We start from the raw sequence: 20,559 nt of genomic DNA, 5'->3' as shown, positions 1-20,559 counted from the left end.
CTCCTAGCGCTTATGCCCGAAAACGCGTGGCTGGGTATACTGATCGATCAGCGGCACCGCGATATTCATTAACAGGATGGCAAACGCCAAACCGTCCGGGAAAGCGCCCCAGTTACGAATGACATACACCAGCACGCCGATTCCGCAAGCGTAGATAAAGCGTCCCGTCGGTGTGGTGCTGGCAGTGACCGGATCGGTGATAATAAAGAAAGCGGCCAGCATGGTTCCGCCGGTCAACAAGACAAAATCGACCGGTGGGTAGGTGTTTGGATCGATGCTGTGGAAAATCCATGCCATTAAGGCAAGCGAACCGAGAAAACCGACCGGAAACTGCCAGCGGATTGTGCGGCTGTACAGCATCCACACGCCGCCGAGCATAAAGGTAATATTGATCCATTCCCAGCTGTTAAAACCGAGCAGGTGATGCGTATAGCTGGTGTGGGTCGGAATTTCCGGGTTCAGGGTTTCACCGACACTAATGCCTTGAGAAACGCCTATCCGCAGTTCGTTTAACGGTGTTGCGCCAGTCATCATATCCAGCGGGACATTATTCATGTTGCCTTGAAAAATCAACTGTAAGGCTTCCATGAAATCAATGTAATGGCCGCTTAATTCTGCCGGTAGAATCCACTGAGTCATCGGAACCGGGAAGGAGATCAACAGGAATGCATAACCGAGCATGGCCGGATTAAACGGGTTATAACCCAAACCGCCGTACAGATGTTTTCCGAAAATTAGAGCGAAGGCACTGCCGGTAACGATAATCCACCAAGGGGCGGTCGGCGGAATACAAAATACCAGACCGGTAATGGTGATCAGGCCGCTTAAATCGGTCAGATAAGGCAGAATCGGGCGACCACGCAATTTGAGCATCGCACTTTCAACGACGATTAGGGTGATTACTGCCAACAACCACTGTACGACAATGCCAAATCCGAAAAAGTACAGATGAACCAACAGAGCCGGGAGCGCGGCAATCTGCACTTGCATCATTACTTTACGAACGTTCTGATCATTATGCGCGAATGGGGATGACTGCATGCGATCGTTCATCAGGAATCGCCTCCTTGTTCGGCGTTTGATTGCTGTTGAGCCTTGCGGGCGGCGGCGCGTTTTCTCGCTGCTTCAACGGCAGCGGCACGTTTATCGACAACGGGTTGATCAGTAACGGATTGCGCAGCGTCTTGTTTGGTTTGCTGTTCTGCATCTTGTTCCAGAGCCTGCTGCTTCTGCGCTTGTTTTCTGGCCAATGCCGCTTGGCGGGCTTTTTCAACCGCCAGCTTTCGCTGCTGCTCTTTTTCCAAAGCGGGAGAAGTGTGCGCACTGGTTTCGGTTAAGTCGACGGTTTGAGGTTCAGTTGGCACCGTGGCTGGTTTTACCGCTTCATTTTTGTCGGTTTCACTTTGCTCGTTTACTTGCTGCTGAGCCTTTTTACGGGCGGCCGCTTTCGCTGCGGCAGCCTTAGCGGCTGCACGCGGGTCTTTCTTCACTTCTTCCGTTTTCTGAGGAGATTGTAAAACTTCTTGCTTAGTCTGTTCGGAATCGTCAGTTTGTTGAGCGGCTTTCTTGGCTGCGGCACGAGCCGCTGCAGCTTTTGCAGCAGCAGCTTTTGCAGAGGCTTTAGGATCTTTTGTCGATCCGGCTTCTGCTTTGGTACGATTTTCCGGAGATGCACTGGCGCCTTTAGTCGAAGGCGTTTTTTTGCCTTGTGCCGCTTTACGCGCCGCCTCAATCGCTTTACGGCGAGCCGGAGGCAGGTTCGCTAAATCGTCATCGGTCGGTTCCGTTTGAGTGGGTGCATTTGCTTGAGCTGCTTTCTGAGCGGCGGCTTTTTTAGCCGCAGCGGCACGTGCTGCTGCCGCTTGAGCAGCATTTGGTTTTTTGGCCGAGTCGGAACTATTCTCTGAAGAAGGTTTTGAAGAGTCTTCGCTAGCGATTTGTTTTTTAACCGCTTCTTTTTTCTGTCTCAGGCGTTCTTCACGTTCCTGCTTCTCGCGTTCGATACGCGCCAGCTTGAATTCATGCCGCTGTTTTGCCAGCTCAACCGCTTTTTGTTCGGCATGGATTTCTTTAATTTCCGATTTGGCATGACGGTAATATTGCACCAGTGGAATATGGCTTGGACAGACATAACTGCAGCAACCGCATTCGATACAGTCGAAGACATTCAGCTTTTCGACTTTTTCGTATTCATGTCCTTGGGCGTGCCAATACATCTGTTGCGGCAGCAGGTTGACCGGGCAGGCATCCATACACTCGCCGCAGCGAATACATGGCATCTGCATTTCCTGTTGTTGCGGCGGATTGGCCAGAACACAGTTGGTGGTTTTCAAAACTCCAACCTGATTATCCAGAACTTCGAAGCCCATCATCGGTCCGCCCATAACTAATGGATAACGGATCGTTTGATTGGGTTCAGCCAATTCGGCCAGTTCGTTAAACGGCGTTCCGATCAGAACTTCGGCATTGAAAGGGGATTTCAAACCGAAACCGGTGATTGTGACCATACGGGAAATTAGCGGCTTTTTTTCTTCCACAGCCTGGTAGATGGCGGCGTAGGTAGCGACATTCATCATAAGCAGACCCAGATCAACTGCATGTTTGCCTTTTGGCATTTCGATTCCGGTCAGTTCGTAGGTCAGTTGTTTTTGACCTCCCATCGGGTAGACGGTTTCCACCGTTTTGATTTCGACGATGGTTCCGGCTGCGGCCGAACGCATGGCTTCGATTGCGGCCGGTTTATTGGTTTCAATACCGCAGATCACTTTTTTGGCGCCAAGGGCTTTGGCAGTAATCAGTGCACCCTGGATAATGCGCTGCGGATAATGCTGCATCAACAGGTCATCGCAGGTGATAAAAGGTTCGCACTCGGCACCGTTAATCAACAGGGTATGAATTTTGCCGCTTTCTGCCGGTAGTTTGGCATAGGTCGGGAAGCCTGCACCGCCCATGCCGATAATGCCTGCTTCGCGTAACAGTTGTTTTAATTCAAGCGGATTATTCATGGTTAAAGCGTTTAGCGGCGATTCTCCTGCCTGATCTAAGCCGTCGGTTTCAATCACGATACACGGCGATTTCAATCCGGAAGGGTGAGCAATACTGTGCGCTTCAATTGCGATGACGGTTCCGGAAGTCGGTGCATGTACCGGTACGCTGCGGCTACGGACATATTCCGCGTCAGCTGCTGTAGCGATCACCTGATATTTCAGAACTCTGTCGCCGACCTGAACCTGAGTTTCCAATAATTCTCCGTCTTGCTCGATAGGCAGAAAGAGTTTTTTCGGTAACGCCAGTTCTCGGATCGGCATGCGCTCCGACATCGATTTATGATAAGAGGGGAAAACACCGCCATGAAAGCGATATAGCCAGCGTTTGGCTGTCGGATAGACTCTGGCGATTCCACGCTGGATCGTGTGCAGCAGGCTCATGCCGCACCCCCGTTGCGTTTGGCAGCGTCTTCGGCTTCCGGATCAGGCCATTTCCAGTTGTTCAGGGTCTGGGCCAGAGGACGCATTTCAATGCAGTCGACCGGACAGACCGGCACGCATTTTTCGCAGCCGGTGCATTCTTGTTGAATGACGGTATGCATCATTTTGGTTGCGCCGAGAATGGCATCCACCGGGCATTCTTTAATACACAACACGCAACCAATGCACAGGTCTTCATCGATAAAAGCGGTTTCTTTCGGTTTTTCTTCGGCAGAAGTATCTTCCATCGGTTTCTGTTCGCGGCCGGTAATCTCGGAGATTTTGATCATCACCTCGGTGCCGCCTGGAATACACAGATTGACTTCGGATTCACCTTTTGCCAGAGCTTCGGCATAAGGCTTGCAACCCGGAAAGCCGCACTGTCCGCACTGGGTTTGCGGCAGCTCTTTATCGATCTGTTCGGCCATCGGGTTGCCTTCGATCTTGAAACGAACCGAGGCGTAACCGAGCAGGAGTCCGAAGACCAGCGCCAGACCCAGAAAGATCAAAATCGCTTCTATCACAGCTTCGATCCCTTGTTGCGGCAGTTGGTCGAATTGACGGCGACAGACATCAGGCCAGCCCTCCGAAGCCCATAAAGGCCATTGACATGAGCCCTGCGGTAATCAAAGCAATCGGCGCGCCTTTGAAAGGCGCCGGAATATCGGCGATTTCCAGTCGTTCGCGGATGGAAGAGAAGAGGACCATAACCAGCGTAAAGCCGACCGCCGCACCGAAGCCGTAAACCGCCGAGGAGATAAAATCGTGCTTTTCGCCGACGTTCAGTAGTGCAACACCAAGCACGGCACAGTTGGTGGTAATCAATGGCAGATAAATGCCCAGGACTTGGTAAAGCACCGGGCTGCTTTTATGAATCGCCATTTCTGTAAAGCCGACCACTGCGGCGATGGCAAGAATAAAGGCGATGGTTTGCAGATATTCCAAGCCGAAAGGCTGCAATAGATAGGTGTAGATAATGTAACTCAGCACCGAGGAGAGGGTAAGCACAAAGGTAGTCGCCAGACCCATGCCAAGAGCGGCATCGGTCTTTTTGGAGACACCCATAAACGGACACAGGCCGAGAAACTTCACAAGGACGAAGTTATTGACCAGAACAGTACTGATTAAGATGACCAGATATTCCTGCATAAGTTTCTCGGTAATAAATTCCTGTTTCGTGTCGGTTTCCGTTCGAGCCGTTTTGACGGGTTAAACGTTTTTATTTAACGCGCATACCCGGTTGGGCACCGTCATCCGGATTCAAAATATAGAGATCAGAGCCGCCCGGACCGGCAGCCAGTACCATACCTTCCGATAAGCCGAAACGCATTTTACGCGGTGCCAGATTGGCGACCATGACGGTCAGTTTGCCGATCAGGTCTTCCGGGTTGTAGGCCGCTTTAATGCCGGCGAAGACTTGGCGCTGCTCAAATCCGATATCCAATGTCAGTTTAATCAGTTTGTCCGCCTCCGGAACTGCTTCGGCATTGATGATTTTGGCAATACGCAGATCGATTTTAGCAAAGTCGTCAATGGTAATGGTTTCTGCCAGTGGATCGAATCCGCCAGTGTCTTTAGTTTGAGCGTTTTCCGAAGTCATTTTATTCTCTTGCTTGTTCTTTTTCGGTTTGGCGTCGTCTTTTTTACCGTCAGGCGCCGATTTTGCACCCAATGATTGTGCCGAAGCTTCGACCATTTTCTCAATAGAAGGCATTTCCAGACGCGTCATTAAGGCTTTGAATTTATTGATTTCATGCCCCATTAGTGGAGTTTTTACATCATCCCAGCCCGGAGTTTGCAGATTCAGGAAGCCCCAGGCATCGGTCGCGGTTTTCGGCAATACCGGCGCAAGATAACTCATCAGTACGCGGAACAGGTTGATACCAACCGACACTGATTCATGCAATTCCGATTCCTTGCCTTCTTCTTTCGCCAGTACCCAAGGGGCGGTTTCAGCGATGTATTCATTGGCTTTGTCGGCCAGGGCCATGATTTCACGCATGGCGTGACCGTATTCGCGTTTTTCGTACAGCTCGGCGATTTCTTCCGATTTGCTTGAGAACTCGTTGTACAGTGCCTGCGCGGCGGCGGACCAGCTATCGGCCAGCTTGCCGTCGAATTTTTTCATAACAAAACCGGCGCAACGGCTGGCGATATTAATGACTTTACCGACCAGATCGGAGTTGACGCGTTGTGCAAAATCTTCCAGATTCAAATCGATGTCGTCGATACGGCTGGTCAGCTTGGCAGCGAAGTAATAACGCAAGTATTCCGGATTCAAGTGATCCAGATAGGTTCTGGCCATAATGAAAGTACCGCGTGACTTGGACATCTTTTGGCCGTCAACGGTCAGGAATCCGTGCGCCCAGACCGCATCCGGAGTGCGGAAGTCAGCGCCATGCAACATGGCAGGCCAGAACAGGGCGTGGAAGTTGATAATGTCTTTACCGATGAAGTGGTACAACTCGGCCTGGGAATCTTTCTGCCAGTATTCGTCGAAGTTCAGTCCCGATTTTTCGCAGTAGGCTTTAAAGCTTGACATATAGCCGATCGGAGCATCCAGCCAGACATAGAAATATTTATTTTGTTCACCAGGGATTTCAAAACCGAAGTAAGGCGCATCACGCGAAATATCCCAGCCGCGCAGTCCGCCTTCCAGCCATTCGTCGATTTTATTGGCGATTTGGGTTTGCAGGTGACCGGCACGGGTCCATTCTTTAAGCATGTCGGCAAACTGATCCAGTTCAAAGAATAGATGGTCGGAGTCTTTTTCGATCGGTGTTGCGCCGGAAACCACCGATTTCGGGTTGATCAGATCGGTTGGCGCATAGGTTGCACCACAGGCTTCACAGTTGTCGCCGTACTGATCTTCGGTACCGCATTTCGGGCAGGTTCCCTTAACGAAACGATCCGGCAGGAACATGGCCTTTTCAGGATCGTAGAACTGGGAAATCGACTTGCGTGCAATATAACCTTTCTCTTTCAGACGGTTATAGATCAACTCGGCAAAGTATTTGTTTTCCGGTGAATTGGTGCTGTGGTAATGATCGAAAGCGATATTGAAACCGGCGAAATCGGCCTGGTGCTCTTCGGACGATTTGGCGATCAGCTCTTCAGGAGTAATGCCTTCGGCTTCGGCGCGCAGCATAATTGGCGTTCCGTGGGCATCGTCGGCACAAACGTAGGTACACTCATGGCCGCGCATTTTTTGGAAACGAGACCAGATGTCGGTTTGAATATACTCGACAAGGTGGCCTAAATGGATTGGACCGTTAGCGTAGGGTAAGGCACTGGTGATTAAAATTTTTCTCTGTGCTTTGGCTGACATCGGTGTTTCGTTTCCTGTTTTGTTTTGAGAGACCGCAGTGGTAAAAAAATGCGATTAAAGTCCGTTTAAAAAGACCGAAAGAACTTTTGCGCAATTTTATTGTTAAATAGCCGGGTATTATAGCGATTTTAGAAAGGGTTGTCTGTAGTCTTGGCGGGCTTTTCGATAGGCATAAAAAAGGCGTTTCCTGATGAAACGCCCACGTAAATTTTCTTATGAATATCTTATATAATCAGGTGTTTTGAATGACGATTTCCGGGAACACATTGGCATAATTGCGTTTCTTGACACCGATGTCGGCGCTGATACGCTGAGCCATGTTGCGATATTTCTGGGCGATCTCACTATTTGGTTCGGCAGTAACCGTCGGTGCGCCCTGGTCGGTTTCTTCTCGAATGCGTTTGTCGAGCGGCAGGGCGCCGAGGAATGGGACTTGATACTGTTGCGCCATGGATTCGCCGCCGTGAGCACCGAAAATCGCCTCTTCATGTCCGCAGTTCGAACAGATGTGGGTACTCATGTTTTCGATAATACCGAGAATCGGGATTTCGACCTTTTCGAACATCTTCAAACCTTTTTTAGCGTCGATTAACGACACCTGTTGCGGGGTGGTAACGATGACTGCGCCGGTGACCGGGATCTGTTGCGATAGCGTCAGCTGGACGTCGCCGGTTCCAGGAGGCAGGTCGATCAGTAAATAATCCAGTTCCTGCCAGTTGGTTTCTTTAAGCAATTGAGTCAGGGTCTGGGTGACAATCGGTCCACGCCAGATCATCGGCGAATCTTCTTCGATCAGCACGCCGATCGACATCACCTGCATGCCGTAAGCCATAAGCGGTTCCATGCTTTTGCCGTCCTTGGATTGCGGCTTTTCTTTCAGGTTCAACATGGTCGGAATGCTTGGTCCGTAGATGTCGGCATCCAGAATTCCGACGCGGGCGCCTTCCTGCTGCAGGGCGAGTGCCAGATTGACGGTTGTGGTGGACTTGCCGACGCCGCCTTTTCCTGAGGCAATGGCGATAATGTTTTTGATTTCCGGTAGTGGCTGAGTGCCTTTTTGTACATCGTGCGCCACGATTTTAGTCGTGAATTCGACGTTGATCTGTTCGATGCCGTCCAGTCCGCTGAGGTTGTGCTGCAGTTGCTGTTCAAGAGACGGCCAGATCGATTTGCACGGATATGGCATTTCAATCAATAGACTGAGCAGGCCTTTTTTGAAGTCGATCTGCTGGACCGCTTTGAGTTCATGCAAGTTCTTCTTGGTTGAAGGATCAATGCAAAGTGCTATTTTAGCTTCGATCTGTTGCTGCAGTTCGGTGGAAATCGAACTGCCGAAAAGTTTACTTAAGAAGCCCATTTTCTATCCTTGATAATGTCGAGTTGTTGAGGATTTTTCTGCGTTTTCTTGTATTTAGTATCATTCAACGACGTATTTTTTGATAAACCGCTGCGGTTTTGTATTAACACTTCTTGGGTGACGCTTGCAGGGAGGCCGTTTGTAGGCCTGATATTTTAGCAGTTGGCGCCGGGTGAAGAAAGCGTTGTCGGTAGATTGATGTCAGTTTATTAATGTTATAATCGACGCTTTAAGCGAATTTTGTCATTATGATTCTCCGCTGCAATCCAATGCAGGATTACAGCAGAGGTTTAGAGGTTTGAATGCGTCAAAAAATCGAACAGCTGTCATCCTATCTGGCCGATCAGATTGCGGCGGGTGAGGTGGTTGAGAGGCCGGCATCAGTGGTAAAAGAGTTATTGGAAAACGCTCTTGATTCCGGAGCCACGCAGATCGATATCGAAATCGAGGAAGGTGGCACCAAATCGATCCGTGTTGCCGATAACGGCACAGGCATTCCGCAAGATGAATTGCCGCTGGCTGTGAGCCGACACGCTACCAGCAAGTTAAAAAGTCTGGAGGATTTGGCGGCGGTTTCTACGTTAGGATTTCGTGGAGAAGCTTTGGCCAGTATCAGTTCCGTGTCGCGCTTTCAAATTCGCAGTCGCAGCGACGGAGATTCGCTGGCATGGAATCTGAGCTCCGAAGGTGAAGGGCGCTGGAGCGAGTTGCAACCGGGTGCCGGGCGTGTCGGTACCGAAGTTCAGGTACGGGACCTGTTTTTCAACACTCCGGCGCGAAAAAAGTTTCTGCGCGCGGCTCGTACCGAATTCAGCCATATCGACCAATTGGTCAAACGGGTGATGTTAAGCCGTTCCGATGTGGCCTTTAAGTTCATTCACAACCAAAAAATCGTCCGCCAGGTGCATAGAGTCGACAGTGATGAAGGGGCTTTGCAGCGTCTATCGGCTTTAATGGGCAGTGATTTTGCCCGTCAGTCTCTACGTATTGAGTTCGAAAATTCCGATATCCGTTTACATGGTTGGGCCGGTTTGCCGACGTTCAATCGCAGTCAGGCCGATATGCAGTATCTGTTTGTCAACGGGCGAATCGTGCGTGACCGGCTGTTGTCGTACGCGGTTAAACAGGCGTATGCTGATGTGCTCTATCACGGACGCCATCCGGCATATGTTCTGTTTGTGGAAATTCCTTTCGATCTGGTGGATGTGAATGTCCATCCAGCCAAGTATGAAGTGCGTTTCGCCAATGGCAGTTGGGTGTATGACTTCTTAAGACGTAGTGTGCGTGATGCTGTTTCGCGGCCATTGGCGGCACCTTCAGGTAGCGGAGCGCAAATGCTGACTTCAGCGAATCCGTTTTCCGGGAGGGAATTTGCCGGAGAGCGTTCCGTAGGGTCGGTGTTTTCAGGTGAAAGGCAAAAAGATTCCGCGTACGGTGCTTTCGGTTTTCAGAAACCGTTGGAATTGAATCGGGCCGGCAGTTTCTCAAACGAGTTGCAGGCGGCTTTGACTCAAGTGCCGTCGGCAAATTCGATTGCCGAGCCGCAGATCGATTATGAAACAGATAACGAAATGCCGCCGCTCGGTTTTGCCAAAGCCCAGTTGCATGGGGTTTTTATTCTTGCGGAAAATGCCAAAGGAGTGATTCTGGTCGATATGCACGCCGCGCATGAACGCGTGGTTTACGAACGCCTTAAAGTGCAATGGGAACAGGCTCGTCTGGTTTCTCAACCGCTTCTGGTGCCGATGTCGATCGGTTTGGAAGCTTCGCAACTTTCCGTTTGGCAAACGCACCAAGAATTGTTTTCCCGACTGGGATTCGGATTGGAAGAACTCGGGCCGGAGCAGCTGAAGATTACCGAAGTGCCGGCGCTGTTGGCGAAAAGCGATATTGTCAGTCTGTTGCACGACATGCTTGCCGATTTGGGAGTAATGGGCGATAGCGATCTGGTCGAACGCAAAATCAATGCAATCTTATCGACTATGGCCTGTCACGGTTCGGTGCGGGCCAATCGCAAGTTAACGGTTGAAGAGATGAATGCCTTGCTGCGCGAGATGGAGGTAACGCTTTCGTCGGATCAGTGTAATCACGGGCGTCCGACATGGGTGCAGCTGGATATGAATCAGTTGGATGGTTTATTTATGCGCGGTCAATAGGTTGGTACTCAATGATAAATAACAAAGATAAAATCTCTAAAGAAACCAGGGTAAAGAGTTGAATAGTCTTCAGAAATTAATTGATCGAAAGACCTGCTTGGCAATTATGGGGCCGACGGCATCGGGCAAGAGCGGTTTGTCGATGTTGCTGGCGGAAAAGTGGCCGATTGAAATTATCAGTGTCGATTCCGCTCTGATTTACCGTGGAATGGATATCGGCACGGCAAAACCGAGTGTTGAAGAGATGCAGGCGGTCCCGCATCACTTGATCAATACGCATGATGTCGATCAGAGTTATTCGGCGTCGGAGTTTGTGGAGGATGCCAAGCGTCTGGTTGAAGAAATTTTTGCCCGTAATCGCTTGCCGGTGTTTGTCGGCGGCACCATGATGTATTTCAATTCATTGCAGCAAGGGATGTCCGATCTGCCGTCGGCTGATGAAGTGGTACGTGAAAGGCTGTTGCAGCAGTGGCAGACGGATCCGCAATCGATGCATCAGCGATTGCAGCAAGTGGATCCCAAGGCGGCAGAACGTATTCACCCGAACGATCCTCAGCGTTTGATTCGCGCGCTTGAAGTGTTTGAAGTGACGGGCACGCCTTTAAGCGAGTTTCAGGCTCAGCCCAAAAGCAGTCTGCAGGCTTTTAAATTGATTAAGGTCGGTTTGATTCCTGAAAATCGCGGCAAATTGCATGCCCAGATTGAAGAGAGGTTTCTGCAGATGTTGGAAAGCGGATTTTTGCAGGAAGTAAAAGGGCTATTCGAGCGCGGTGATTTGAACGTCGATATGACGTCGATTCGCAGCGTCGGTTATCGACAAGCCTGGCTGTTCCTGCAAGGAGAGTACGATTACGAAACTTTTGTGCATAAGGCGGTGGTGGCGACACGCCAGCTGGCAAAGCGCCAGTTAACCTGGTTGCGTAAAGAGTCGGATATGTTGGTGCTGGATCCATTTCAAACAACGGCGGACGAACGACTTCTGGCGGTTTTGAAGTTACTTGACTCGGTTGCGGAAGAAAACGGATAAGAAAGGCTTTCCAAGTGCCGTTTTGCTGTTGCTTGGCTCCTTGTCAGTCGCTTTTGTTTGAATTTACCTCAAAATGTGATTTTTAACGGTAAAACTTATTGCGAAAAAGGGATGAAATCGCTATGGTATGCTTTCAAGGTTCCTAAAAGTGAAGACGGTCAATTTTGACCTGGCGATAATCGGGATAGCTTGAAATCAACAGGGATGACCCCAAAAATAAAATTAAAAAATACAGAAAATAATATTAGGAAGCATCATGGAGAGTAAAAAAGTGGCAAAAGCGCTGCCGATTCAAGACCCTTATTTAAACGCTTTGCGTAAAGAGCGTATTAGTGTGTCGATTTATCTGGTAAACGGCGTCAAGCTTCAGGGGAAAGTCGATTCTTTCGACCAGTTTGTCGTTCTACTGCGCAGCAATGTTACTCAGATGGTATATAAGCATGCCATTTCCACTATTGTACCGATGCGTGATCCTAAACCATATGAACACGGTTCAGACGAACGTTCATCCGAGCAGGAAGCTTAATTTTTAATGATAGTGTTGCGTCGTTACTGTCCTAATACTTGCCGGTTTGTTTTAAAATAAACGATTTGGTGAAAATATAACGACGTATGGAACTATTTGATCGTCTCGAACGACGTGAGCTGGAGCGAGCCGTTCTGGTTCACGTCGATTTCCACAATGAAGCCGACCGCGAAGAGTTAGACGAGTTTTACGAGTTAGTCGACTCGGCCGGGGCTGAAATCTGTACTCTCATTACGACTAAACGCAATACGCCGGATTCGAAATATTTTATCGGAAAAGGGAAGGCCGAAGAGATTCAGCAAGCCGTTGAACTCTATGAGGCGGATGTCGTTATTGTCAATCATGCCTTATCTCCGGCTCAGGAGCGCAATCTCTCTTCTTATCTGGATTGCCAGGTGCTTGATCGCGTCGGTTTGATTCTGGATATTTTTGCGCAGCGTGCCCGTTCGCATGAAGGGAAACTTCAGGTTGAACTGGCGCAATTGAAGCGCATGTCAACGCGATTGGTAAAAGGCTGGAGTCACTTGGACCGTCAAGGCGGGATTGGTGCGCGCGGTCCGGGGGAAACACAGCTGGAAACCGACCGTCGATTGATTCAGGGTCGTATCAAACAGCTTGAATCGCGTATCGAGAAAGTACGTAAACAGCGTGCTTTGGGACGTCGCTCGCGTAAAAAGTCCGAACTGCCTACCATTACCATTGTCGGTTATACCAACGCCGGAAAATCGACTCTGTTCAATCAAATGACCACTGCCGGGGTCTATGCCGAAGATCGCCTGTTCGCGACGCTGGATTCCACTTTGCGTCGCGTGCATCTTCCCGGAGCCGGTCCGGTGATTTTTGCCGATACCGTTGGGTTTATCCGCCATATTCCGCACGATCTGGTCACCGCTTTCCGTTCCACTTTGGAAGAAACCAGTGAAGCTAGCTTGTTGATCCATCTGGTGGATGCTTCCGATCCGCATCGTGAAGAGAAGATGCGCGATGTATTCGAGGTAATCGATGAAGTCGGCGCGAGCGAGGTTCCGCAACTACTGGTGTTTAATAAAATCGATGCGATGTCACCACCGGTTGAACCGAAAGTCGATTTTGATGATCAGGGTATTCCGAAGCGAGTGTGGATTTCTGCCAAAGACGAATTGGGAATCGATGCTTTAATGGATGCGGTGGCTTCGTTTTTTAAAGGACGTTTTCATCGTGTCGAGCTCTGTCTGGATGTGGCTGCAGGTAAACGCCGCGCTGAACTGTATCAGCTGGGCACCATTCACAAGGAATCGTTTGACGACAGGGGCAATAGTCTGTTTGAAATGACCTTAACCGAACAGGAGTGGGGGCTGGTCAGTCAATGGCCGGAGATCCTGGAGAGCAGAGAAATTTAATCCATTTTTCGCTTGAATAAATCAGCAAAGATATTAATAAGAGTTAATAATCGATAAAGTTGTTTAATAGATGACATTTGTTCTCATTATCTCTACAATATCGAGAATCCTGTCCGTCGCAAAGATGGACCCAATTTGATGCCAATTCATGGAGAGGTTTAATGGCTTGGAACGAACCAGGTAAACCAGGACAAGATCCTTGGGGGAACTCGGGTAATAACGGCGGAGGAAATTCGCCCAAAAAACCGAACAAAAACGATGACTTGGACGTTATTGTAAAAAAAGTACAAGATATTTTCGGAGGTCAGAGTAACGGCGGCGGTTTCAGCAGTATCGGCGGCGGTGTGATTCTGGCAGTCGCCGTCATTGTTTGGTTATTGTCGGGTATCTATATCGTTGATCCAGCAGAGCGCGGAGTTGTTACCCGCTTCGGAGCTTTCGTAGACGAAACCAAAGCCGGACCTCACTGGCACATGCCTTTCCCGATTGAAAGCGTCAAGATCGTTAACGTCGATCAGATTCGTACTGCCGAAATCGGTTATAGAGCCGATAATCGCAGCAGCCGAACCGGTAATGTGCCGAGCGAATCATTGATGTTGACCAAAGATGAAAATATCGTTGACGTTAAGATCGCTGTTCAGTATCAGGTGCGCAGTGCGAATAAATATTTATTTAACCTTTCGGATCCGGATGTAACTCTGCGTTCAGTTGTGGAAAGTGCATTGCGTGAGGTGGTTGGCCAAAGCTCGATGGATTTTGTTTTGACCGAAGGGCGTAACGAAGTCGTTTCTCGCGTACAGACCCTGGCCCAGGATCGTTTGGATTCTTACGGAGCGGGTCTGGTTATTACCAGTGTCAACTTGCAGGATGTTCAACCGCCTGAGCAGGTTCAGTCTGCGTTTGCCGATGTGGTCAAGGCGCGTGAGGACCGTGAGCGTGTGATCAACGAAGCGGAAGCTTACGCGAACGATATTTTGCCGAAAGCGCGCGGTAAAGCTGCTCGTGAATTGGAAGAGGCCAGCGCTTACCACGATCAGGTTATTGCTCAGGCAACAGGGGAATCGGCGCGTTTTGACAGCATCGTTTCCGAGTATCAAAAAGCGCCTGAAGTCACTCGTAACCGTTTGTATATCGATGCAATTTCCACCGTCTTAGGAAATACGACCAAGATATTTGTCGGTTCCGATAGTGGGAATAACCTGTTGTATCTGCCATTGGACAAGATGGTGAATCAAGGGACGACGATTCCGTTTAAACCGCTGAGTACAGACGGCACCGGCACTCAGGCTCAGGCTACGCAAACAACTAATGGTACTTCTCAGTCGAGCACTCGAAGCAATATTCGTGAGTATTTAAGAAATAGGGAGTTACGTTAATGAAATCGATTTTATCTATTGCGGTAGCGGCGATTTTGTTTATCGGCGTCAATTCCATATTTACCGTCAAGCAGTCCGAGACGGCAGTTGTATTGCGCTTAGGGGAGATTGTTAAAGCCGATCTGGAACCTGGTTTGCACTTCAAAACTCCGTTTATCAACAGTGTACGAACCTTTGATGCGCGTTTGCAGACTTTGGACGCTAACCCTGAGCGCTATCTGACTAGCGAAAAGAAAAACCTGGAAGTGGATTCTTTTGTTAAGTGGCGTATTAAAGATGTTGCCAAGTTCTATACCACTATGAACGGTGACAACCGTTTGGCCGGAATGCGTTTGGGACAGATTGTCAAAGACGGGCTGCGTGCCGAGTTCGGTAACCGCACAGTGAAAGAAGTAATTTCCGGCGAGCGTGTCGAAATCGCCAACAAGATCAAAGAAACTACTGCACAGGCAGCGAGCTCCTTCGGAATTGAGATTGAAGACGTTCGTATCAAACGTATCGATCTGGCTAAGGACGTCAGCGACTCGGTTTACCGTCGTATGGAAGCCGAGCGTAACCGTGTTGCCAAGGATTTGCGTTCCAAGGGGTCTGAGGCTGCTGAGAAAATCAAAGCGGATGCAGACCGTCAGAGAGTGGTTATTCTTGCTGATGCCTACAGCCAAGGTGAAGTTATTCGCGGTAAAGGTGATGCCAAAGCTGCAGAAATTTACGCGAAAGCCTACAGCAAAGACCCTGAATTCTATTCTTTCTACCACAGTTTGAATGCCTATCAGAGTTCCTTCAAGAGCAAAGAGGACGTGATGGTAGTTGATCCGAAATCGGATTTCTTCAAATACTTTAACCATACCGTAAAATAAAAATACGGTAGATATGAAAAGGTGGGGTAACCCACCTTTTTTATGATGTCATGCTGGAAAATACATTCATTACCGCGATCGCGCTTGTGTTGATTCTTGAGGGGCTATTACCTTTTGCCTTTCCTAGATTCTGGCGCCAGATGATGCAGGAGGCCGTGAATTTACCCAATGGTAGCCTGCGTCGCATCGGCTTGATTTCGATCGGGATCGGTTTGATGATTTTGCTATTTTTTAGTGAATAGCGGCGAATTGATTTACAATAAGCCGTTTGTGTTTATTTTAGAAGCAGTTAAATAAGAAGTTTTAATCATGCAACAATCCACTTGGTTTACTCCCGAAGGGCTAGAAGACCTCTTGCCTCCTCAGGCGCAGAAACTGGAATACTACCGTCGTAAATTACTGGATGGTTTTACCTTGTCCGGCTACGAACTGGTTTTGCCGCCGATTGCCGAATACACCGATGCGCTCTTGACCGGAACTGCGCGACATTTGGCGATTGATACTTGCCGTTTTACCGACCAGGAAAGTGGACGCATGATGGGCGTTCGTGCCGATATGACTCCGCAGGTTGCGCGTATCGTCAGCAACCGTCTTAAAGCGGAAAACTCTATTTCACGACTGTGCTATGTCGGTGAAGTATTGAAAACCCGTAATAATAAAGCCAAAGGTTCCAGAAGCCCGATTCAGGTTGGAGCGGAACTTTTCGGACACAGTGGTGTAGAAAGCGATCTGGAAATCATCGAGTTGATGCTGGAAAGCCTGACCGCCCTGGGTATGGACATTAAATTGAGCTTGGGACATGTCGGGATTGTTGACGAGTTGATGGCTCTGGCCGGTTTGAGCAAAGAGCAGTCTAAAGAGCTGATCGACATTCTGGAACGCAAGGCGATTCCTGAATATCAGAACTTTATTGCAACCTTGGCCCTGTCTGATGATTTGCAGGTTATTTTTAACCAACTGCCGACCTTCTGCGGTGATGCCGATGAGGTCATTTCGGCCGCTCAGCAATTGAAAGGCGTATCGGCCGTTTTAGATGCCGCTTTGGATCATTTGACTCAGGTTATCGAGCATTTGAATCAGTCCCATCAGCTGGATATGCACTTGGATTTAGCAGATATTCGCGGTTACCAATATCACAACGGAATGATTTTTGCGGCCTATAACTCGCAAGGCTATCTGTTGCCGATCGCCAAAGGCGGTCGTTATGACGGCGTCGGCAAGGCTTTTGGTCTGGCTCTGCCTGCGACCGGTTTCAGTTTGGATTTGCGTGCTTCTCTTGATCTTTTGAATGATGATTTTGAGCAAGGCTTCTCATCGGTTGTGTATGCACCGAGTGTGACTGACGGCAAACTGCAGGCGAAAATTGCCGAGCTCAAGGCTCAAGGATTGCGCGTGGTTCGCGCTTATACCGACGACGCTATTCCGCAAGGAGCGCAACAGCTGGTATCCGAAAACAGTGAATGGATTCTTAAGGCTTAATCCGGATAGAGTTCGGGGTTGAGGCGAAATTTAATTTAGTTTTTATTGGTTTAAGAAGTTTAAATATGACGAAACGCAATATTGTGGTTGTGGGTACCCAGTGGGGAGATGAAGGTAAAGGTAAGATTGTTGACCTTTTAACGGACCGTGTAGCAGCGGTTGTGCGCTTCCAAGGTGGTCATAATGCAGGCCATACCTTGGTGATCGACGGAAAGAAAACAGTTCTTCACCTTATCCCTTCCGGTATTCTGCGCGAGAATGTCGAATGCTTTATCGGTAACGGTGTGGTTTTGGCGCCGGACGCATTGGAAAAAGAAGTTAGCCAGCTGGAAGAGGGCGGCCTTCAGGTTCAATCACGTCTGAAAATCAGCGATGCTTGTCCCTTGATTCTCGATTACCATGTCGCGCTTGATCAGGCGCGTGAAGCGGCCCGCGGCAAAAAAGCGATCGGAACCACGGGGCGAGGGATCGGTCCGGCCTACGAAGATAAGGTTGCGCGTCGCGGTTTACGTGCCGGCGACTTTAAGAACATGCCACAATTCAAAGAAAAGCTGAAAGAGACTTTGAGTTATCACAATCACACTCTAGAGCACTATTTCAAAGCGGATACGGTTGATTTTGATCAGTTGTGGGAAAAATGTCAGCGTTATGCGGCAATGATTCTGCCTATGCTGGCGGACATTCCGAACCTGATCGATCAATATAATCGCCAGGGTAAAAACTTGATGTTCGAAGGTGCGCAGGGAACTTTACTGGATATCGATCAAGGCACCTATCCTTATGTGACGTCTTCCAATACCACGGCGGGTGGGGCGGCTTCCGGTGCAGGTATTGGGCCGACTAATCTAGATTATGTTTTGGGTATTACCAAAGCTTACGCTACCCGCGTCGGTGGCGGTCCATTCCCGACCGAGCTGGTTTACGATTGCATCAGCGGCGACGGTGACGAGATCGGTAAGGAACTTGGAACTCGCGGGCGAGAGTTCGGCGCGACAACCGGACGTCAACGTCGCTGCGGTTGGTTTGACGCCGTCGCTTTGCGCCGTTCGTCGCAGATTAACGGTTTGAGTGGCATGTGTTTGACCAAACTGGATGTCATGGACGAGTTGGAAGAGATTAAAGTTTGCGTTTCCTATACTCAAGATGGTAAAGAATTGTTGCTGCCTCCTTCAAGCGCCGACGAATATGAAACCTGTGTACCAAACTATGTGACTATGCCAGGTTGGAAGTGCTCGACGGTAGGAATTGCATCTTGGGATGTGTTGCCGAAAGAAGCACAGGATTACATCCGCTTCCTGGAAAAAGAAGTCGGTGTACCGGTTTCGATTTTGTCTACCGGACCGGATAGAGCAGAAACCTTGATTTTGCAGGACCCATTCGCGTAAGTGGCTGTTATAAGCTTAAGCTAAGTCAGAAACCCGGATTTTCCGGGTTTTTTACTTTTTGGAAGGGCGAAATATTCAGCTTTTATTCAGACTCTGCACTCTTTTCTACAGTGTTTTAACTAGCTTGTGAGGATTCGCCTGCTAAGGGTAAAAATAGGATGAAACCGGAGGGCGCCCTTGGTATCATAAGCACTATTTTTGAAGTTTAAGAAAACGAGGATACAGCATGTTACAAGCCATTCGTGATCATGCCCAGGGTTGGATCGCCTGGGTGATCGTCGGCCTGATTATTTTGACTTTTGCACTGTTCGGTATTGATCAGTATGCACGCGGCGACAAGACGACTAATGTTGCCGAAGTCAACGGTGACGGGATTACCGCAACCGATTTTCTGACTCTGTATAATCGTGAAAAAATGCGCCTGCAGAAACAGTTCGGCGATATGTACGATTCCATTGTTAAGGATGAAGAACTGCGCAGTCAGGTCTTGGATGCCTTAATCGAATCTAAGCTGATTTCCCAATGGAACCAGGATAATAATTTATTGATCAGTGATCAGCAGCTGGCAGCAACGATCCATGCAGCCGCGGTTTTTCAGGAAAAGGGACAATTTTCTGAAAAGCTGTATGAAGATATCTTGGCGCGTAACGGATTGAATGTGGCGCGTTTCGAATACGAACAGCGCGAATTTCTGGCGGAAAACCAATTCCGCTCTTTGACGCTTTCTTCAGCTTTCGCAACAGCGAGCGAAACCGATCAACTTACCAAACTGCAGGGACAACAGCGTCAGATCAACTATCTGCGTATCGACCAGCGCCCGTTTTTGGATAAGGTCAATGTCAGCGATGATGAAATTGCCGCCGAATATGAGAAATCCAAGGACGCCTGGTTAGAGCCGGAAAAAGTTCAGGTTCAGTATGTGTTGCTTTCACAGGCAGAACTGGCACAGGGTGTCGAAGTGAATGACGATATTCTGAAAGGTTTTTATCAAGATAATCAGTCCTTGTTCACTTTGCCTGAAAAACGCCATGCCAAGCATATTTTGATCCGTGTTGATGCCGAGACGGATGAGGGCGAAGCTAAAGCGCAAAAAACTCTGGCTGAAGTTGAAGATAAATTGAAAAAGGGTGAGTCCTTCGAAGAACTGGCTAAAATCTATTCGCAAGATCCTGGTTCGGCTTCCTCCGGCGGTGATCTGGGTGAATTCGAACAGGGAATGATGGTCCCGGCATTCGATCAGGCGGTGTTCTCAATGAAAGTTGGTGAAATCAGCCAGCCTGTCAAAACCGAGTTTGGTTATCATTTGATTAAATTGGTCTCGATCGAACCGAAAAAACTGCCTCCTTTTGCGGATGTAAAAGAGGAAGTCGAAATGCAGTATAAAAAGCAACAAGCTGAAAAACTGTACTTTGATAAGTTGGAGCAGTTGAATACCGTCGCCTACGAACAGCCTGATAACCTGCAAGCGGTGGCGGATGCCGTCGGCTTAAAGCTGCAAACGGCCGAAGCATTCGGACGTCAGGGCGGGGCTTCTGCCATGGCATCAAATCCGAAATTCATTCAAGCGGCATTTTCCGACGAAGTGTTGAAAAACAACCTGAACAGTACCGCCATTGAATTGGGTAATAACCAGGCAGTCGTCATTCATTTGGATAAGCACTTCCCAGAGCGTCAGAAATCACTGGAAGAAGTTTCACCACAAATCAAACAAGAATTGACACGTAATAAAGCGATTGCCGAAGCGTCCGAATTGGCGAAAAGTCTTTTGCCTAAGGTTGAAGGTGGTGAAAATCCGGAATCTTTGATGCGCGACGGTATTGAATGGCATCCGGTCGGCTGGGTTGAACGTAACAGTCAACGCCTGTTGCCGCAGATGGTTAGCGAAGTCTTTAAGATTAAAAAGCCTAAAGAAAATTCAACCGTTTGGCACTCTTATCAACTACCGACCGGCGATACCGTTCTGATCGAATTGAGTGGCGTCAAGGATGTCGATGTGAATGAGCAACAGAAGGCGTCTCTGCAAAAAGCGTTTACCGAATTGAGTTCTAATGCGGAACTGGATGCACGTCTTAAGGCTTTGATCAGTAAAGCGGAGATTGTCCGTAAGCCGATCTACGAAACGATCAAATAAGCGCTTTTTAAAACAAGCTGAGCTAAGAAACCGTGTAGAAGATTGCTTCTACGCGGTTTTTTATGTCATTTTGATATGAAAACTGGCGATA

16 protein-coding genes are annotated in these 20,559 nt (G+C 48.9%); 10 read left to right on the top strand and 6 right to left on the bottom strand.

Annotated elements, in window-relative coordinates; translation table 11 throughout:
* Positions 1–3: 3 nt before the first annotated feature.
* From H8792_RS01480 to apbC, 6 genes are all read right to left on the bottom strand, one after another.
* On the bottom strand, positions 4–1,053 hold the full coding sequence (locus H8792_RS01480) for an RnfABCDGE type electron transport complex subunit D (protein WP_194947355.1): 1,050 nt from the start codon (positions 1,051–1,053) through the stop codon (positions 4–6).
* Positions 1,053–3,428 (bottom strand): electron transport complex subunit RsxC, encoded by a 2,376-nt coding sequence (gene rsxC, locus H8792_RS01475; protein WP_194947354.1) that lies wholly within the window; start codon positions 3,426–3,428, stop codon positions 1,053–1,055. Before rsxC ends, H8792_RS01480 begins: the two co-directional genes overlap by 1 nt.
* On the bottom strand, positions 3,425–3,991 hold the full coding sequence (gene rsxB / locus H8792_RS01470) for an electron transport complex subunit RsxB (RefSeq protein WP_194947353.1): 567 nt from the start codon (positions 3,989–3,991) through the stop codon (positions 3,425–3,427). Before rsxB ends, rsxC begins: the two co-directional genes overlap by 4 nt.
* 49 nt (positions 3,992–4,040) lie before the next feature.
* Positions 4,041–4,616: an electron transport complex subunit RsxA gene (rsxA, locus tag H8792_RS01465; protein WP_194947352.1), complete on the bottom strand. Its 576-nt coding sequence runs from the start codon at positions 4,614–4,616 to the stop codon at positions 4,041–4,043.
* 70 nt (positions 4,617–4,686) lie between these two features.
* Positions 4,687–6,795 carry a methionine--tRNA ligase gene (metG, locus tag H8792_RS01460; RefSeq protein ID WP_194947351.1) on the bottom strand — a complete coding sequence of 703 codons (2,109 nt, stop codon included), beginning with the start codon at positions 6,793–6,795 and terminating at the stop codon, positions 4,687–4,689.
* 232 nt (positions 6,796–7,027) lie between these two features.
* The gene (gene apbC, locus H8792_RS01455; RefSeq protein WP_194947350.1) at positions 7,028–8,152 is read right to left on the bottom strand and encodes an iron-sulfur cluster carrier protein ApbC; all 1,125 of its coding nucleotides are present in this window, start codon (positions 8,150–8,152) and stop codon (positions 7,028–7,030) included.
* Positions 8,153–8,454: 302 nt separating this feature from the next.
* Between apbC and mutL the strand changes: the two genes are divergently transcribed.
* The 10 genes from mutL (at position 8,455) to H8792_RS01405 (ending at position 20,468) form a co-directional block, all read left to right on the top strand.
* Entirely contained in the window at positions 8,455–10,308 is a 1,854-nt protein-coding gene (gene mutL / locus H8792_RS01450) for a DNA mismatch repair endonuclease MutL (protein ID WP_194947349.1), read from the top strand.
* A 58-nt stretch (positions 10,309–10,366) separates the two neighbouring features.
* Positions 10,367–11,335: a tRNA (adenosine(37)-N6)-dimethylallyltransferase MiaA gene (gene miaA / locus H8792_RS01445; protein WP_228766866.1), complete on the top strand. Its 969-nt coding sequence runs from the start codon at positions 10,367–10,369 to the stop codon at positions 11,333–11,335.
* 256 nt (positions 11,336–11,591) lie between these two features.
* Positions 11,592–11,861, top strand: a complete 270-nt coding sequence (gene hfq / locus H8792_RS01440; protein ID WP_194947348.1) for an RNA chaperone Hfq — start codon at positions 11,592–11,594, stop codon at positions 11,859–11,861.
* A gap of 86 nt (positions 11,862–11,947) precedes the next feature.
* Positions 11,948–13,240, top strand: a complete 1,293-nt coding sequence (gene hflX / locus H8792_RS01435; RefSeq protein ID WP_194947347.1) for a ribosome rescue GTPase HflX — start codon at positions 11,948–11,950, stop codon at positions 13,238–13,240.
* A gap of 161 nt (positions 13,241–13,401) precedes the next feature.
* Positions 13,402–14,616, top strand: coding sequence for an FtsH protease activity modulator HflK (gene hflK, locus H8792_RS01430; protein WP_194947346.1), 1,215 nt, complete (start codon positions 13,402–13,404; stop codon positions 14,614–14,616).
* Complete coding sequence (gene hflC, locus H8792_RS01425; protein WP_194947345.1) at positions 14,616–15,473, top strand: protease modulator HflC; 858 nt, start codon at positions 14,616–14,618, stop codon at positions 15,471–15,473. The genes hflK and hflC overlap by 1 nt, the downstream gene beginning before the upstream one ends.
* A 50-nt stretch (positions 15,474–15,523) precedes the next feature.
* On the top strand, positions 15,524–15,715 hold the full coding sequence (locus H8792_RS01420; RefSeq protein ID WP_194947344.1) for a DUF2065 domain-containing protein: 192 nt from the start codon (positions 15,524–15,526) through the stop codon (positions 15,713–15,715).
* Positions 15,716–15,782: 67 nt separating this feature from the next.
* Positions 15,783–16,952, top strand: coding sequence for an ATP phosphoribosyltransferase regulatory subunit (locus H8792_RS01415; RefSeq protein ID WP_194947343.1), 1,170 nt, complete (start codon positions 15,783–15,785; stop codon positions 16,950–16,952).
* Between the two features lie 65 nt (positions 16,953–17,017).
* Positions 17,018–18,337, top strand: a complete 1,320-nt coding sequence (locus tag H8792_RS01410; RefSeq protein ID WP_194947342.1) for an adenylosuccinate synthase — start codon at positions 17,018–17,020, stop codon at positions 18,335–18,337.
* A 226-nt stretch (positions 18,338–18,563) separates the two neighbouring features.
* Positions 18,564–20,468, top strand: coding sequence for a SurA N-terminal domain-containing protein (locus H8792_RS01405; protein WP_194947341.1), 1,905 nt, complete (start codon positions 18,564–18,566; stop codon positions 20,466–20,468).
* The last annotated feature ends 91 nt before the right edge of the window (positions 20,469–20,559 follow it).

The organism is Thiomicrorhabdus heinhorstiae, assembly GCF_013391765.2.
In the GTDB taxonomy this organism is placed as follows: domain Bacteria; phylum Pseudomonadota; class Gammaproteobacteria; order Thiomicrospirales; family Thiomicrospiraceae; genus Thiomicrorhabdus; species Thiomicrorhabdus heinhorstiae.
This window is presented reverse-complemented; position numbering and strand designations above follow the sequence as displayed.